At 48.8% G+C, this 15,593-nt stretch carries 13 protein-coding genes; 5 read left to right on the top strand and 8 right to left on the bottom strand.

What is annotated here, in order from left to right; translation table 11 throughout:
* Window positions 1-718 precede the first annotated feature (718 nt).
* The 7 genes from EHO01S_RS00980 to EHO01S_RS19230 form a co-directional block, all read right to left on the bottom strand.
* Window positions 719-1,276 (bottom strand): YbhB/YbcL family Raf kinase inhibitor-like protein, encoded by a 558-nt coding sequence (locus EHO01S_RS00980; RefSeq protein ID WP_024522201.1) that lies wholly within the window; start codon window positions 1,274-1,276, stop codon window positions 719-721.
* Window positions 1,277-1,536: 260 nt separating this feature from the next.
* A complete protein-coding gene (locus EHO01S_RS00975) occupies window positions 1,537-2,694 on the bottom strand; it encodes a 2-methylaconitate cis-trans isomerase PrpF family protein (protein WP_024522200.1) in 1,158 nt (385 codons plus the stop codon).
* Window positions 2,684-3,187, bottom strand: a complete 504-nt coding sequence (locus EHO01S_RS00970) for a LeuD/DmdB family oxidoreductase small subunit (RefSeq protein WP_024522199.1) — start codon at window positions 3,185-3,187, stop codon at window positions 2,684-2,686. Before EHO01S_RS00970 ends, EHO01S_RS00975 begins: the two co-directional genes overlap by 11 nt.
* A 10-nt stretch (window positions 3,188-3,197) precedes the next feature.
* The gene (locus EHO01S_RS00965) at window positions 3,198-4,463 is read right to left on the bottom strand and encodes a 3-isopropylmalate dehydratase large subunit (protein ID WP_024522198.1); all 1,266 of its coding nucleotides are present in this window, start codon (window positions 4,461-4,463) and stop codon (window positions 3,198-3,200) included.
* A gap of 55 nt (window positions 4,464-4,518) precedes the next feature.
* Window positions 4,519-5,463 carry a hydroxymethylglutaryl-CoA lyase gene (locus tag EHO01S_RS00960; RefSeq protein ID WP_024522197.1) on the bottom strand — a complete coding sequence of 315 codons (945 nt, stop codon included), beginning with the start codon at window positions 5,461-5,463 and terminating at the stop codon, window positions 4,519-4,521.
* A gap of 2 nt (window positions 5,464-5,465) precedes the next feature.
* The gene (locus tag EHO01S_RS00955) at window positions 5,466-6,659 is read right to left on the bottom strand and encodes a CaiB/BaiF CoA transferase family protein (RefSeq protein WP_024522196.1); all 1,194 of its coding nucleotides are present in this window, start codon (window positions 6,657-6,659) and stop codon (window positions 5,466-5,468) included.
* Between the two features lie 406 nt (window positions 6,660-7,065).
* Complete coding sequence (locus tag EHO01S_RS19230) at window positions 7,066-7,188, bottom strand: hypothetical protein (protein WP_255209541.1); 123 nt, start codon at window positions 7,186-7,188, stop codon at window positions 7,066-7,068.
* A gap of 255 nt (window positions 7,189-7,443) precedes the next feature.
* Here EHO01S_RS19230 and EHO01S_RS17915 point away from each other — a divergent pair, with 255 nt between their 5' ends.
* Window positions 7,444-8,292: a GGDEF domain-containing protein gene (locus EHO01S_RS17915; protein ID WP_051355183.1), complete on the top strand. Its 849-nt coding sequence runs from the start codon at window positions 7,444-7,446 to the stop codon at window positions 8,290-8,292.
* Window positions 8,293-8,577: 285 nt separating this feature from the next.
* Here the strand turns inward: EHO01S_RS17915 and EHO01S_RS00940 are convergent, their stop codons facing one another.
* Window positions 8,578-9,519 (bottom strand): DMT family transporter, encoded by a 942-nt coding sequence (locus EHO01S_RS00940; protein WP_024522194.1) that lies wholly within the window; start codon window positions 9,517-9,519, stop codon window positions 8,578-8,580.
* Between the two features lie 747 nt (window positions 9,520-10,266).
* Here EHO01S_RS00940 and EHO01S_RS00930 point away from each other — a divergent pair.
* From EHO01S_RS00930 to EHO01S_RS00915, 4 genes are all read left to right on the top strand, one after another.
* Entirely contained in the window at window positions 10,267-12,207 is a 1,941-nt protein-coding gene (locus tag EHO01S_RS00930) for a sigma 54-interacting transcriptional regulator (RefSeq protein WP_024522193.1), read from the top strand.
* A 672-nt stretch (window positions 12,208-12,879) separates the two neighbouring features.
* The gene (locus EHO01S_RS00925; protein ID WP_035370154.1) at window positions 12,880-13,374 is read left to right on the top strand and encodes a hypothetical protein; all 495 of its coding nucleotides are present in this window, start codon (window positions 12,880-12,882) and stop codon (window positions 13,372-13,374) included.
* Window positions 13,375-13,413: 39 nt separating this feature from the next.
* Window positions 13,414-14,529, top strand: coding sequence for an HlyD family secretion protein (locus EHO01S_RS00920; protein ID WP_024522191.1), 1,116 nt, complete (start codon window positions 13,414-13,416; stop codon window positions 14,527-14,529).
* A complete protein-coding gene (locus tag EHO01S_RS00915; RefSeq protein WP_024522190.1) occupies window positions 14,519-15,529 on the top strand; it encodes a DUF2955 domain-containing protein in 1,011 nt (336 codons plus the stop codon). The genes EHO01S_RS00920 and EHO01S_RS00915 overlap by 11 nt, the downstream gene beginning before the upstream one ends.
* Window positions 15,530-15,593: the final 64 nt, after the last annotated feature.

Below are 15,593 nucleotides of genomic sequence, written 5' to 3'. Positions count from 1 at the left end.
AATCGTTTTTGCTCGTTTCTTGTGATTATTATTTACCAAGCGTTATCTTACCTGATGATAATTATCAGGCGGACGTAATGATATTCTCTGTTTTGGTTCACTGACGTTGTTTATGATTGTTCTGTTGGCAACAGCAGGTTCGCTGGGAGGGATAGGCCTGTGGCAGAAAATAGGGCTTATCTTAGGGAGGCTTGGCAGGCAAAAAGCAGACACGTCATCGCCGTTGCAACCCGTTTCGCCATTTACCGGCGGTTATCATGCATAGCGTGCTGGCAGGTGAAAAACAGGTTGCAATGCGCAACGATTTTTTTATTTTGTAGCGGAGCCATCCATGGTTACGGATGTATTTTTCTTGTGTTGGTCAGGATACGCTGAACGCAGGCGGATGACTATGTTGTGACCAAGTCGAGTGTTGGCCGGTGATGGTAACGCGTTGAGCACGTAGCGTAGTACGAAGCGGATGGCGAGTGGTTGACGACGAAATCGGGAAGGGGAGCAGCATCAGTAACGCTATCTGCGTTCATATCGTCAGAGTGACGCCTTTTAGCGCTGGAGGCGCAGCGGACATTGTGTTTAAGCAAACATGCCGCTCACTTGGCGAGTAGCCTGAATGGAAATCAACGGGGGCCACAAGTAGGCGCTACGCCGCCACGATGAAAACATGAAGGATAACAGAGTCGCATCTCTGTGGCTCTGTTACGTTTCATATTAACGGTACTTAACGTGCATTTGTCGGAGCGGTTAAACGGGCTTCACCGATCTTATGTTGCAAAATAAAGAAGCCAGCATAGGCAGGAGAAACATTCGCTGGAATATCTAATTTTGCGACATTCAACGCATACACGGTAATTTGGTAGTTATGAGGTTTCGCACCCGCCGGAGGGCAAGCGCCACCAAAGCCATCATAGCCGAAATCATTGCGCAATTGAATTGCACCTTTCGGCAAATCAGTGCTGTTTTTTGCTCCGACATTTTCAGCTAAATGGTGTACATCAGCCGGAATATCTATCATCATCCAATGCCACCAACCGCTTCCAGTGGGGGCATCGGGATCATACATCGTCACCGCAAAACTCTTTGTCCCGGCGGGAACATCAGTCCATGTCAGCGCCGGCGACTCATTTTTCCCAGTACATCCCCAACCATTAAAAATTTGTGCATTCTGTAGCCCTTTACTATTTTCTACCGTTGGGCTAGTTAGCTCCATCGCCTGCGCGCTCAGACTAAATAAACCACATAGTATTAATGCGCTAGAGAGGATTTTTTTGGCAAACATAAGCTTATCTCCATATGGTACAACTGTTATTGACGCTTACTAGGGTGATAATCATATTGTCCGTAAAGAATAAAATCTATTTTCTAATTCCAGCTATTCATCGGCAAGGTATGATCTGTAACAGATGATGAGAAAATCGCATCTTGTAATATTTGCAAGCCATAGCTGGAATGGTGTTAATTTAACAAGCAGCAGAACACGATCTGAATACTGATCGTGTTCTTGGTTCGTGAGTATTTTCGTTTTCCGCTACCAGTATATTATTGCAAAATGCTGCTGCGTAGATAGAAGTAACCATCTAGCAATACTCTGGCGGTCCGATTGACTACTGACTTGGCTAGTTTATAGCCATTACCATCCTGAGCAACCGCAGTATCGATAAAGATAATTCCGCTGGGATGGCCGATGTTCAGCCGTTCACGCTGATGAGCATGTAATGATAGGATATCATGGACTAGGGTGCCTGGAATACGTGCCGCGGCGCCTAATGCAATGGTCCCGGTAACCGGATGTGCCTTGTGCATTGTTTGCATGAAAACCAAGCGCGAAATAATATCGCAGTCGACTTCATCAATGTCCCGGCCATTAAATGTCGTGTGTTTCTTTGGCGCACTAACGATGGAGAAGAAAGGTGCAAAGGGGATTTCACTGGCGGCTTTGCGCCAATCATCAATCAACCCGATCTTTTGCGCCGCCTTGCCTCTGATTTCCTCAATCAACTTCATTCGTTCGGGATCGGCGATAATTTCAGCGGGGGTTTCGGTACCCTTCAGCCCTAAATCGGACGAAGAAATAAAGACGGTGACGTTACCCGCATCAACAATGGATACTTTGTAGTTTTTATCACCGCATTGAATCAGATCATATGCCTGCCCGGTAGGTAATAAGCATCCGGTTGCCGCGCCGCCGCTATCGGCCCAGTCTAACTCAACGTTAGCCGCCGTTCCCGGTACACCATCGATTTGTGTTTCACCATCAACGCAGGGCATACCATCTTTCACCGGCACATGGGCGATTAAGATACGGCCCGTATTGACCATATGGATGCGTATGGTGGTCATCGGCTCTTTGGCTTGTACCAAGCCTTTATGGATGGCAAAGCAGCCCACCGCGGAGGAGATATTGCCACAATTACCTTTATAATCGATAAAGGCATCGGTAATGCTTACCTGGCCAAAAATATAGTCAACATCGGCATCAGGTCGGCTGGATGGAGCGATAATGGCTAGCTTACTGGTCAGCGGATCGGCGCCTCCCAGACCATCGATTTGACGCAGATCCGGGCTACCAAAAATCGACAGAATGATGCGATCTCTTAAGGCCTCATCCTCTGGCAAGGCATTTTTCATAATGAAAATGCCTTTGCTGGTCCCGCCCCTGACAATGGAGACAGGGAACAGCGTTGTTTCAGTTTGCATGATTAGCTCCTACTTTTTTCAAATAGTTGACCAACCCACCTTCACGGATCATTTCCATGATATTATCAGGCAACTTAGTGCACTGATAAACCGTTCCCTGAGTGATGTTTTTAATCTCACCGTGAGTAATATCAATCACTAACTCATCCCCTTGACGGATCTCGCCTGCCTGAGGGGTGGTGATTGCCGGGATACCTAGGTTAATGCAATTGCGATAAAAAATACGGGCAAAAGAGCAGGCGACAACCGCCTGGATGCCAAGGTATTTTAATGTTAACGGCGAGGTTTCCCGTGAAGATCCTGAGCCCAGATTATTCTCGGCGACAAAGATGTCACCCACTCTAACTTGACCGGCAAAATCAGGATTAACAGCTGACATGCAATACGGCGCCGCATCCTCAATGCTCAACTCCATATATTGAGGAGGTGAGATGATATCCGTATTTATATTATCACCGAACTTCCAAACCTTACCCCGAATATGATCATTCATTATCGCATCCTCACATAAAGTTTTGCGGTGAAGTGATGTATCCTGTCAATGCTGCCGCCGCTACAGACAGCGGTGATGCCAGGTAGATATTTGATGTTTTGCTTCCCATACGGCCGATGAAGTTCCGGTTACTGGCGGAGATACATGTCTCATCATCAGCCAACAGACCGGAGTGCAGGCCTACACAAACGCCACAGGTCGGAGCAAGAATGGTAGCACCGGCATCGGCAAGCGTGCTCAGGATCCCATTATGGCTGGCTTTTTGCCAAATTTTTTGCGATGCCGGGGAGACCAAGAAACGAATGCCACTGGCTATTTTTTTTCCTTTTAAGAAGTTGGCTGCGGCTTCCAGGTCACTATAACGGCCACCGGTACATGAACCCAGGTAAGCCTGATCGATTTTTTTCCCTGCGACATTAATAATATCGGTCACATTATCCACATTATGCGGACAAGCGATTTGCGGAGGTAGTTCCTCAGCATTAAAGTGGAGCGTGTTAATATAGTGTGCATCGGCATCAGGTTGATATACTTGATATTGTTCTGAGGTGATGCCCATGTCTTGCAAATATTCTTGCGCCAGTTTATCAACCGGCATTAATCCGACTTTTGCCCCCATCTCGACGGCCATGTTGGTAATGGCCATACGCTGCTCAATCGGCATATCGGCAAATGTTGAACCACAAAACTCAACTGAATGGTAGGTTGCCCCGGCATGACCGATACAGCCGATGGTTTTTAAGGAGATATCTTTCGCCATCACCCCTGGCTGGAGTTTACCACTCCACTCGACCTTCTGGGTTTCTGGTACTTTCAGCCAAGTTTTCCCGGTCACCAGGATCCCCAGCATTTCCGTGGAACCGACACCGCTGGCAAAAGCCCCAAGCGCGCCGCCCATACAGGTATGGGAATCTGTGCCTAGGATCAGACTGCCAGGAAGAACATGCCCTTCTTCGACCATGATTTGGTGGCAGGGCCCTTTAAATTCATGATAATTACAGATGCCGTGATCGTGGGACCAGTCGCGGGTGAATTTAACAATATCAGCCTGGCGGGTATTCGCCGGCGGCGTGTAGTGATCCGAAATAACAACGACGCGATCGCGATGCAGAATGGGCATCTTAAGCATTTCCATTTGCTCTGCGATTTGCACTCGCGGCCCGAGGATATCATCCATCATCGCCTTATCTACATCTACCCAAACGACATCACCAGCACTCACTTCGGCTACGCCTGCTTTTGCCGCGATAATTTTCTCAGCAATTGTTTTTCCCATACATCCTCACTGTAGCGAAGCAGACAATGCATGTCTGCTCCGCATTACATGCTAGTTAAAAAGAAAACTCGTCATAACGTCTAGCTTTTATCAACATGCCACTGATAGAGCATGGTACGAGTTCCCGTATCTGATTGGCAACATCTAAAAGTTTGGCTAAATCGATATTGCTGTTAATCCCCATACGATTTAGCATGTTGACTAAATCTTCTGTCGCCGCATTTCCCGCAGCACCCGGAGCGAAGGGGCATCCGCCCAATCCGCCGATGGCACTTTCAAAGCGATCCACCCCTTGCAGCATGGCGGCATAGATATTTGCCAGCGCCATCCCATGCGTATTATGGAGATGCAATGCGAGCTGAATATTAGAGAAGTTCTGCTTAACTTCATGCAGTAAAAGCTCAACTTGCCGAGGATTAGCCACACCGATGGTATCGCATAGCGTAAAACTGTTGATACCAATCTCTTGGGCCGAACGCATTAATGCAATCACGTCACTAACCGGCACTTTTCCCTGGAATGGGCAGCCAAAAGCCGTTGCAACACCCAGCGTTACTTCTGCTTCAGGCAAATTTTTCTTTAATTCACACAGCGCCTCAAATGATTGCTGTGGCGTCCGATTCATATTTTTTTGGTTATGTAAGGGACTGGCTGAGATAATATAGTTAACTTTTTTGATACCGCAGGAGAGCGCGCGCTCGGCACCCTTCACGTTTGGAATGAGCGCCATGATGTTAACATCAGTATCTTTTGCCATGGCAACAGCATATTCTGCAACGGTTGCCGCATCTTTCATTTGTGGAATCGCTTTCGGGCTAACGAATGAGGTGACCTCAATATTTTTAGCGCCACTGCGGAAGATGCCTTCAATAATATTTATTTTGGTTTCGGTTGGAATCCATTGCTCAATATTTTGAAATCCGTCACGCGGACAGACTTCTGTCAGCGTAACGCGCTCCGGTAGCTTAAAGCATGAGCTGTCTAGAGGATAGCTATTCATGATCACAGCGCTCCTTTGGCCGCTAATGCGTTAACTTCTTCAGCGCTCAGGTTCAGGTATTTTTGCAAGATCTCTACGTTATGCTCACCCAACTGCGGTGAGGATTCCGGCTGTTCGTAATGATCTTCACTCAGCTTAATCGGGTTGCCGGTAACTTTAATTTTGCCGGCGATGGGATGTTCCATATCTACAAACATTTCGCGCACTTCCGCGATATGGTGATCATTAACGACACGGTCAATGGTATTGATCGGGCCGGCAGGAACGCCCACCTCCAGGATCATATTGGTGGCGGTATCAATTGTTTTATCGCTGAGCCACTCTTCGATGATTTCTTTCAGTGCGCTATGGTTCTTGACACGCAATGGGTTGGTCAAGAAGCGAGGATCTTCGATCAGATGAGGCATCTCCATCAGATTACACAGGGCATGGTACAATTTATCGTTACCGGCCCCAATAACCATGCTGCCGTCTGAACATTTGAATGAGTCGTAAGGATAAATTGACTCATAACGGTTGCCGTTACGACCCGGGAGGCGGCCAGAGCTGAGGTAGATCTGATTAATGATTTCCAGCCCGGCGACGACGGAATCGACCAAGGCGACATCCACTTTTTGTCCTTCGCCAGTTACTCTGGCACGGTGTTCAGCGGCGAGCACGCCAACCGTCATAAACAAACCGGCGAGGACATCAGAGATGGCAGTACCGCAGCGGGTGGCTTCACCTCCCGGCCAACCGGTAGTACTCATCAAGCCACCCATTGCCTGACCGATGATGTCATAACCGGCACGTTTTGAATAAGGACCGTAGTGACCGAAACCAGATACGCAACCATAGACGAGGCGAGGATTAATTTCTTTTAATTTGTCATAGCCAACGCCGAGTTTTTCCATGGTCCCGGGACGGAAGTTTTCAATAAGAATATCTGCTTTGGCAACCAGTTTTAAAAAGATAGCCACGCCATCGGGATCTTTAAGATTGATGGTCATCCCTTTTTTATTACGGTTTAAGTTCATGTAATAAGCACTCTCGCCATTAATAAATGGGGCAAAAGAGCGGCTGTCATCACCATGAACCGGTGTTTCTATTTTGATCACCGTGGCACCCATATCAGCCAGTAACATCCCGCTAAAGGGACCTGCTAATACACGGGTCAGATCCAGTACCACCAGATCACTGATTGTTTTATTACTCATATCGCATCACTCTCTATAGGTGTTTGTTGATGATGCCTTTAAGTTTGCAGATATCGTGCCAACTTTTAATTTGGCAAAATTCGTTACTAATATATTGAAAATAAAGTAATTTTTGTTTTGTGCCCAAAGATGGCTTTTTATGCACCCATAACAATATCGTTATCTGTAAAACAATTTTGTTATGGGTGGGATTCTGTCAATCACAATGACGTGAGACTTAGCGCGATATGGCGCCATCGGAGAGAGAAATTTTTATATAAGAATTCACAGGATACTCAGCCTGTATCGCGAACAGCAACAAGTCGCCCAGTGCCCCCCAGACGCCGCTCAGCGATAACGTTTCAGTGAGCGAAACGCGAGAGTCGAATAGCGCCGCGCTCTCCCCATGATGCCGACGGGGATGGCGTCAAGCCGTTTCCATCGTGCCCGCCAAAACCTCGATGACCAGAGCTAATCCGCGCTGTGCTCGGGCATATTGGTGCTTGCCTGGGTGGGCGTTGGCGAAGGCGGCAGGTACTTTAGCCAGCATAGGATTGATTCCGTAATAGCGCACGCAGCCGGTAAGCGCACAGCAATACGTTACTTCTGCTCGTTGGGCGGTAACGCGGCTAACACAGGGTTAGGTGCATTGCCGCAGGAGTCAAGGTAGTATATTAGCGCTAGCACGACAGCTTACCGGTGTGGGCAATGAGGTATGATGTCCGGCGAGACGATGCTTGCCAGAACAAGGTTTGTAGCAAATTGGTGTTGAACTTATTTTAATTAATGCTACGGAGGTGCCGAGATGATAGATGTGCTGGACATGGATATCGCCAAGAGTTTTATTCTCAATTTCCCTGGGATCATATCCGTTCGTGATTCTCATCATAAAATCGTCTATGTAAATCCTCCCTTTTTGGACTGGCTAAAAAAAATCACTGACATTAATCCAATCGGATTTACTAATCAGGAATTGGGTAAAAATTTCGATGCCGGCACCGCTGAGCTATTTGCTCAGTGTCATGATTTGGAAATAGCCTACAAATTTAATGAAAAAATAAATAATAGGATTATTAATTATAAAGATAAGACTGGCCGGCTTTGTTACTTCGATATACTTAAATTCAAGGTTTGTATCAATGGGGAGGATTATATCTTTTCTATTGGTAAAGATGTGACAGACATGTATAGCAAACTTACCCTATATAAACATAAAGCGGCTAGAGATGTCTTGACCGGTTTGTTAAACCGTTCAGCCTTAGATGAGATTGGTGTTTTTAACAACAGTGTTTTTATCTACATCGATCTCGATAACTTCAAGAAAGTCAATGACTGCTATGGTCATGTGACTGGTGATAATATATTGGTGCGTTTTTCTCAACTCCTGCTCAAGGTGTTCTCCGTGAGTAATGGCATTGTGGCCAGGATCGGCGGCGATGAATTTTTGGTTATCATTAAAGAGGTTGCCTCTGAGGCTAATGTAAAAAATCACCTCCGAGAGGTCAGAGCATTATTCAATGCGGAATTCGGCGACTATACGGGTATCGGGTTCGATTTCTCGCTGGGTTACTGCCGATTTAGCCACAGTATTGAGCATACCCTGGTTGAGGTTGATGGTTTGATGTATAAAGATAAATCCGAGAAACAGTGCTGATAGTGGTAATTGCTGTCTGGCTGGTTTAGGTAAGCTAAATCAGCGGGGAGGGGGAAACAAGGGGGAGGGCTAACCGCTAAGATCCCTTCAGTCTATCGGCATGACAGAGGTCGTGATGAAATGGAGGAGGCCGCGCTGAGTCGGTTATTTCTCTGGCGATTTCCGTAAGACGGACATCGGATGATGTCTAGATGAGATGAATGGGAATTGCCATCCTGATACAGGATGGCAATCTGTAGGGAAGAGATAAGTTTCTATCTTGTATTGATTGGTGAATTTATTATCTTATGATTTTTGTGACGCGGTTACCGGAGCGGTACCCTCATTACTTTTCTTTTTTGAAGTCGCAAATATAATAATGATGCCGCCAAAAATCAGTGCTACCCCTAAGAGATCCGTTGTAGATAGCATATTGCCTAAGAAAATCATACCAGACATCATGGCGACAGCCGGCGCAGCAAGTGAGTTGATGGAGGCAATGTTAGCAGGAAGTTTACTGGCAATAGCAGCCCAGCAGAACCAGCCCAACGCACTGACTACGATAGAAATGTAGAGGAAAGATAGAATAAATGTTTGGTTAAAGACGATCGGCGTATGGGGCATATACCATGCTAAGGCGATCAATGGGACTAAGCCATACAGCATTTGCCATGCAGTCAGATTTAATACATTAACGGTAGGGTTCTTTTTCAGAATCCATTTCAGGATAAGTACGCTAACCCCCCAGGAGAGGCCGCCCAGCAGCGCCATAACAGAAGAGATGACTTGTTTGCTTTCATTAATATTCCAAGGGGCAACCACGATCACAAAGCCAATAATCGGAATAGCGAGCTTCATCGCTTGACTAACGGCTAGTTTTTGTTTTAACACCAAGGTGTTTAAGACAATAACCCAAATTGGCATTGAATATGCCAGTACCGAAACTTTACCAGCGCCGCCATGGGTGAGAGCGAAAACCGTCAGTGCAGTAAAACCGGTGGTTTGCGTCAATCCGTAAAGCAGTGTTGGGATAAATGGCGGTGGTGTCATTGACAGGCTATTTCTTTTAATGAAAAGCACGATAAATAATACGACAACCCCCCCGGCTATCTTGAATAGACTGAGCATCCAGGCGCCCCCCATGACTGGGAGCGCGTTCTTTGATACAACCCAAAAGTTCCCCCAAACTAGCCATAGGACAACGAGAAGCAAATAAGCTGTTTTTTTATCTTTAGACATACCATCCATAAGACCCTCACTCATTTATGTAATCGGAAGTGATTTAACGGAAAACGACGAATTGTATAAAGCACTTAGCGTGCCAACTTTTCAAGTTACTGAATTTGATTGGTTTTTAATGTTTTTCGAGAGGCCCGATGGAATATTAATAACTTTTTTGTTATTGCTTCATTTCAAATTAGATATTGATATTTCTGATGATTGTGATCACGATCACTCGGCTATCTGTTGCGACTAACTTATTGCGCCGACTTTTTTTGGCTGATAATAACCACGCTGAATAAAAATAAGTTATCATGAAGTGAATGCGGCTGTGGTTTTAAGCGCGCATGATATTGGCGACTTTCTTTGTTGTAACGTAGCGACGGCAAGATATCCTGGAGTGATTGACGCATGGCCTGTGGCGATATTAATGTGATTGTCAATATATATAGAGCAAAAGTGTTATCTAAAACATGTTGAGTGATGCGCTAGCGTTTGTTTCGGGAAAATTTAGCCGGCGGCGCGTATCGCGCTCCCTAAACGTGCGCGGCGATGACAGCGCATCACGGGATGCCGTTGCCGTACCTGTCGTCAGTAAACGGATAGTGCGAGTGACGACGAGCTTGCAGGAGACGGCACCATCGCTCTAGCTGGTGGTATCATAGCCAGTATGCCGATGATTTAAAAAGATAACACACTGGAAATTTTATACTTTGTCCCGAGAGGCAATGATGTGTCTTGACCGATAACGGGACATCATTCAGAGGAATCGCTATGGCTATCCCGTTTCATTTTGCCTTTATCGCGCCTTATCCCCAGTTGGCAATGCTGGCACAGCAGCAGGCTGACGCGTTGAACTGTCGTTTAACGGTGATTGATGGGGCTTTTGATGCCGTAGCGCGTCAGGTGTCCTGCTTACCGAAAGAGATCGCGGCGGTGATCAGCCGCGGCGGTACTGCGGAGAAAATCCACTTATATACGCACAAACCGGTCGTCTCGATTGAGACGAGCGCCTTAGACTTGTTGGCGCTACTGTTGCCGCTACGTGGTCAGGCTACGACCATCGGCGTGATCAGCTATCACCAACCGTTACCAGGGGTTGAGTTGATTGCTCAGGCATTGGGGATGCGTATCTACCAGGATGTCTTCCATAGCCGGGAGGATATCGATGCGCTGTTGCAGCATGATGATATGCGCCAGTTAGATATTATCGTGGGCGGGATCCTGGTGGTGAGCGCCGCGCAGCGTTTGGGGGTGAATGCGCGTTTATTGACGGCGGATGCAGATGCGATTCATCGCGCGTTGCAGCAAGCCATATTGTTGGCGCAGGCGGAGGATGAAAGCCGTCAGAAGGCCGCACAACTGGATACGATGCTGTCGACGATTGCCGAGGCCCTGATTGTGACCGACGATCAAGATCGCATCATCCAGGTCAACCCTGCGGCGCTCAAGATCTTGCAATGCGAGTTGTCGGAAGTCATGGGGTTGGAGATCCGTACCCTAATCCCCGAGTCTCAAACCCAGGACGTGTTAAGAAGCCAACAGAGTCAATTGGGGCAAGTGCTAGAGGTCAAAGGTGAAACCTTTGTGGCGAACCGAGTCCCAATTATTAGCCAAGGACGTAGTCTGGGGGTTGTCTGTACGCTGTCGGCCTCGCGCTTGATCCGCCATGCCGAACACCGCCTACGCGAGAAAGAGCGGCATCGCCAAGGGTTTGTTGCGCGTTATGACATCGATGATATTCTAACCGCCTCGCCGAAGATGCAGGCGCTGAAAACGCTGGTGCTACACTATGCCGCGACCCAGGCTAACGTCTTGATCCAGGGGGAGTCGGGCACCGGTAAGGAGTTATTCGCCCAGAGCATTCACCGCAACAGCTCGCGCAGCCACCGTCCCTTTGTCGCGATTAACTGTGCGGCGATTCCGGAAAACTTGTTGGAGAGTGAGCTATTTGGCTATGTCGATGGCGCCTTTACCGGGGCGACGCGTAAGGGTAAGGCCGGGCTGTTCGAGTTGGCGCACGGCGGCACGCTCTTCTTAGATGAGATTGGTGAATTACCCTTGAATATGCAGACCAAGCTGCTACGTGTCTTGCAAGAAAAAGAGATCATGCGTATTGGCAGTAACGAGGTCGTGCCGGTCGATGTCCGTATTATCACCGCGACTAATCAGGACTTACAGGGGCAGATTGGTGAGCGTCTGTTCCGTAGTGATCTGTATTATCGGTTGAATACGCTCCATATTCAGATCCCACCCTTGCGTAGCCGAGATAATGATATTTGTTTTCTGGGGCATCGTTTTCTGCAAGAAATGGGATGTGATTTGACCGAGCAGAAAGAGCAGGCGCTTCTGGCGGAACTGTGCCGCCATCCATTTAATGGTAACGTGCGCGAGTTGCGCGCTATCATAGAGCGCTTTTCCATCCTCTACCGTGTTTTTCCCGCCCTCTCACCGAACCAACTGTTGCAACGTTATTGCCTGAGCGAAGAGGGCGCTAACATAGCGGAAAAGGTCGCCGCCGCAGAGGGCGATGTGTTGGTCTGCCAGATCCCCCTATTGGATGATTTCAAATTGATGACCAACCACTGCCAAAACCAGATCATTCAGTATTACTTGGAGCGTAATCAGCAAAATCAGAAGAAGGTTGCCCAACTACTAAACATTAGCAAGATGAGTATCTATCGTCATCTCAATGGGCAACTGGTGGCTAAGTAGGTTGATGAGGTGCGAACGCGGCCTTCAGGCCGCGAGACACCGTTAGCCACAGCGAGGTTAGCGTCGAGGTGCTCAAGGCGCGCTGCCTGGTCGAGGCGCACGCAGATGACCCCGCGACAAAGCGCGTCGTACCGGCTCGCCATCTTGGTGAGCGGATGCGGCTGGCTTAACATGCAGGCATCGGCACGAGGAGGGACGATGGCAGCGGTTGAACCGTCGTTACCCGGAGTGCGCCTTTTGCCATGTCGGCCTCCCGCCAGCGTACTGATGGTTAACGGGTGCCATCACTCATGACGGAAAAACATTGGTAATACTATATTACTTATATTTGCATCTTTGTCTGATTGCTTTTTTCTAGATTAATGCTAAAGACGCCATGAATTAATAGGGCATAAGTCGTAACAAAAAATAACGCGTCAAGGCATCGCGCGCCGCGCTATTCTATTAAAAGAGCGACGCATACCTACAACGATAGTGTCGCTCGCGGCGTCAGGGCGATTTTTCTACATTAAGTGTCGTTCAGCGCCGGAAATTGATGTTATGATCGCGCCCCCAATTCGCTCGGCGGATGGCGTGTATTGCGTGGAAAAGACTATCTCGCGCGGTTATTTTATTTTGTCAAACTTTTACCTTGGCAACTATTTTTTTATTCAGTTATGAGGATGTTTATTCATGTCCCAATCGGCTATTCGTCTGCAAGATTCTATTGCCGCAGGCTTGATTAATGGTGTGATCAACGGCTTGATCGCGCACTGGCATTTTAAGGCGGTGGCAGCAGTACCGCTGTCGCTCAATGCCATCGCACATGAACAAACATCGGTATGGGGAGAGGCGATCTCGCTGACATTTGGTCTGGGGATTATATTGTCGCTGATTACCGCCAAGTTATTTGTTAGACATTTGCACAAGGCATGCCCGGCGATGCAAAACAGCATTAATCCGTCATTTTGGCGACGCATGCTGCCCATCGCGGTCACTCAATGTGCGGCACTCTTCGGCTGGTTTGTGGCGCTGGCGGTGATCTGGACCAAGTATATGGGCGAGATCCTTGTCCCCAGCACGTGGGCGGCCTTCTTGGTCGGCGGGTTTGCATTTGTCATCACGCTGTTCATTGAATACCGCACCAAACAGAGTCTAATTACCAAAAAAATTAGTCTGTTAGATTGATTTCGTTTTCCCTATGATTTTAGCAAAGGAACAAGAGTAATGCGTGACCCCAATACGCTGGACGCGCGTGGTGCGGCGCCATCTGCGCAGGACAAGACCAAGCAGGCGCGTTCGCTGACGTATTTCATTTTCCTGGCGGTTTTTATTCTGTGGATCTATAGCTTGTGGGCCGATCGCATGACTCCGATGACCGATATGGGCCGGGTCAATGGTGAAGTCATCCGTCTGGTTCCGCAGGTTTCCGGCCCGATTGCCAGTATTCATGTCGCCAATAACGAAGCGGTGACGAAGGGGCAACTGCTGGTCACCATTGATAAAGCGCCTTTCGCGCTGGAAGTCAAAGCGGCTGAATTGGCTTTGCAACAGGCCGCCCAGTCCTACCATGCGGACTCGGCCTCCATCAAGGTTGCGAAAGCTAACGAGGCATCAGCCCGCGCCGTTGCCAATAATGCCCGGTTACAGGTCGAACGGTACAGGGTGCTACTGAAAAAGGGCACCATCAGCCAGGCTGCCATGGATGATACGCTGACCCAGTTGAGAACCGCCGAGGCCAATCTGGCGCAAATGAGCTCCGCACTGGAAAAGGCCCGTTTTGAGATTGGCCCGCGTGGGGAAGAAAATCCCGAAATTCAGGCGGTACTCAACAAGCGCGCGCAAGCCAGGCTTAATCTCGAATATACGGATTTGAAGGCGCCGGCCAATGGCGTCATCACCAACATGGTGCTGGCAACCGGCAACTACGCCAGCGCCGGCCAACCACTGCTGACCTTTATTAATACCGATAAACTGTGGCTGACCGCCATGGTCAGGGAGAACTCGCTGGCGCATTTGAAGCGGGGGGATGGCGTCAAAGTGGTGTTGGATGCGTATCCTGGTCAGGTATTCTCGGGGAAAATCAGCTCCATCGGCTTTGGTAGCAGTGGCAACGGCAACTTGCAGGTCGATGCGAGTAGCGGGCTGCTGGATTCACCGACCACGAACCCGAGCGCCCAGCGTTTTCCCGTCAATATCCAACTTGATGCTCTGCCGCCCAGAGTGAACCTACGCTACGGCGGTCGTGCGGTGGTCGCGTTCTATCCGGGACGCTCATACCTAGGCGAGCGACTGGAAGATCTGTGGATATGGGCATGGAGTTACATCAGCTATGTTTCATAGTCCCGCCAACGCCTTACTGCGGGTCGCGCTATTCCCGGTGCTGTTGCTGTTTTGGCAATATGTATTTGGGACGGATTTACCGCTGTTGGCGCCGGCTATGTGCGCGGTATTCCTCACCACGACGCACAATCCTCCGCCGCTCATCATGGTGTTTTTGATGGCGGTGGTGCTGTACCTGACTTCCTGGCTCCAAGCCTGGTTGGCCAATTTGCTGCTGGATTATCCTTACGTCTATTACCTGGCCCTATTAGGGATATTCTACTGGTGCATGGATCGAACGCGGAAAAATGCGCAGGACCTGGTGGCGATTTTGCTCATGGTGGCAACGGCGATGATTGCCGTTTTCGTTAAACAGAAAGCGATTTCGGTTGATCAAATACCGCTGGCCCTGCTGAAGAATATCTTCGTCGCAGGGTTTACCGCCTACCTCGCCTATTTTATTTTCCCGGGCGGAGAGCCATTAACCGATGCCAGTGCAGCCGCCAATAGCGCCGGCACACGTCCCCATCAGCGTTGGCACACCCTGTTTAAGGCGGCACTGGTGCTGGTTATCCTCTATATCGGCATTACGCTCGATCTGGAGCAGAGCACGATTATTACCATCGTAGTTGCGCTGATCATCAAAGATTCCAATCCCGCCCTGGGGCACAACTACGGCATCAGGCGTCTACTGACGACCTATGCCAGTGTGCTCTATGCGCTTCCTCCTTTGATCATGTGCGTGTTGCAAACCAACTTGCTTGGGCAATTGGGCGTCACGCTCGTTTGCGCCTTATTTATGGGGATCCACGCGGTCGAGAAAAAGGCCAGTTATAACTCGATTCAACTGCTCTATTCGAGCTATGTGGTCTTGGTGTTTTACTCGATTACTTCAACTAGCATCGATGCCTTTAGCGATGGCCTGATCCGCTTTAGCTCCGTGATGTTGGCGGTAGCCCTGGGCGTCATGGCGCTGATTGTCATGCAGCCCACCACAGCCGCAGACAACGCCAGCCGGTAGCCAAATGGCGCTACGCGCCTCTTCTACGCCCGCGATGAGCGCCAAATAGCATCGTGGTGCACAG

It is taken from the genome of Edwardsiella hoshinae NBRC 105699 = ATCC 33379, assembly GCF_000474215.1.
GTDB lineage: Bacteria > Pseudomonadota > Gammaproteobacteria > Enterobacterales > Enterobacteriaceae > Edwardsiella > Edwardsiella hoshinae.
The sequence above is the reverse complement of the archived record's forward strand: the minus strand, read 5'-3'. Positions and strand labels throughout refer to the sequence as shown.

Coding starts and splice junctions, on each gene's coding strand:
- EHO01S_RS00980 (WP_024522201.1), bottom strand. CDS start 1,276: ATGTTTGCCAAAAAAATCCTCTCTAGCGCATTAATACTATGTGGTTTA.
- EHO01S_RS00975 (WP_024522200.1), bottom strand. CDS start 2,694: ATGCAAACTGAAACAACGCTGTTCCCTGTCTCCATTGTCAGGGGCGGG.
- EHO01S_RS00970 (WP_024522199.1), bottom strand. CDS start 3,187: ATGAATGATCATATTCGGGGTAAGGTTTGGAAGTTCGGTGATAATATA.
- EHO01S_RS00965 (WP_024522198.1), bottom strand. CDS start 4,463: ATGGGAAAAACAATTGCTGAGAAAATTATCGCGGCAAAAGCAGGCGTA.
- EHO01S_RS00960 (WP_024522197.1), bottom strand. CDS start 5,463: ATGAATAGCTATCCTCTAGACAGCTCATGCTTTAAGCTACCGGAGCGC.
- EHO01S_RS00955 (WP_024522196.1), bottom strand. CDS start 6,659: ATGAGTAATAAAACAATCAGTGATCTGGTGGTACTGGATCTGACCCGT.
- EHO01S_RS19230 (WP_255209541.1), bottom strand. CDS start 7,188: ATGCTGGCTAAAGTACCTGCCGCCTTCGCCAACGCCCACCCAGGCAAG.
- EHO01S_RS17915 (WP_051355183.1), top strand. CDS start 7,444: ATGATAGATGTGCTGGACATGGATATCGCCAAGAGTTTTATTCTCAAT.
- EHO01S_RS00940 (WP_024522194.1), bottom strand. CDS start 9,519: ATGGATGGTATGTCTAAAGATAAAAAAACAGCTTATTTGCTTCTCGTT.
- EHO01S_RS00930 (WP_024522193.1), top strand. CDS start 10,267: ATGGCTATCCCGTTTCATTTTGCCTTTATCGCGCCTTATCCCCAGTTG.
- EHO01S_RS00925 (WP_035370154.1), top strand. CDS start 12,880: ATGTCCCAATCGGCTATTCGTCTGCAAGATTCTATTGCCGCAGGCTTG.
- EHO01S_RS00920 (WP_024522191.1), top strand. CDS start 13,414: ATGCGTGACCCCAATACGCTGGACGCGCGTGGTGCGGCGCCATCTGCG.
- EHO01S_RS00915 (WP_024522190.1), top strand. CDS start 14,519: ATGTTTCATAGTCCCGCCAACGCCTTACTGCGGGTCGCGCTATTCCCG.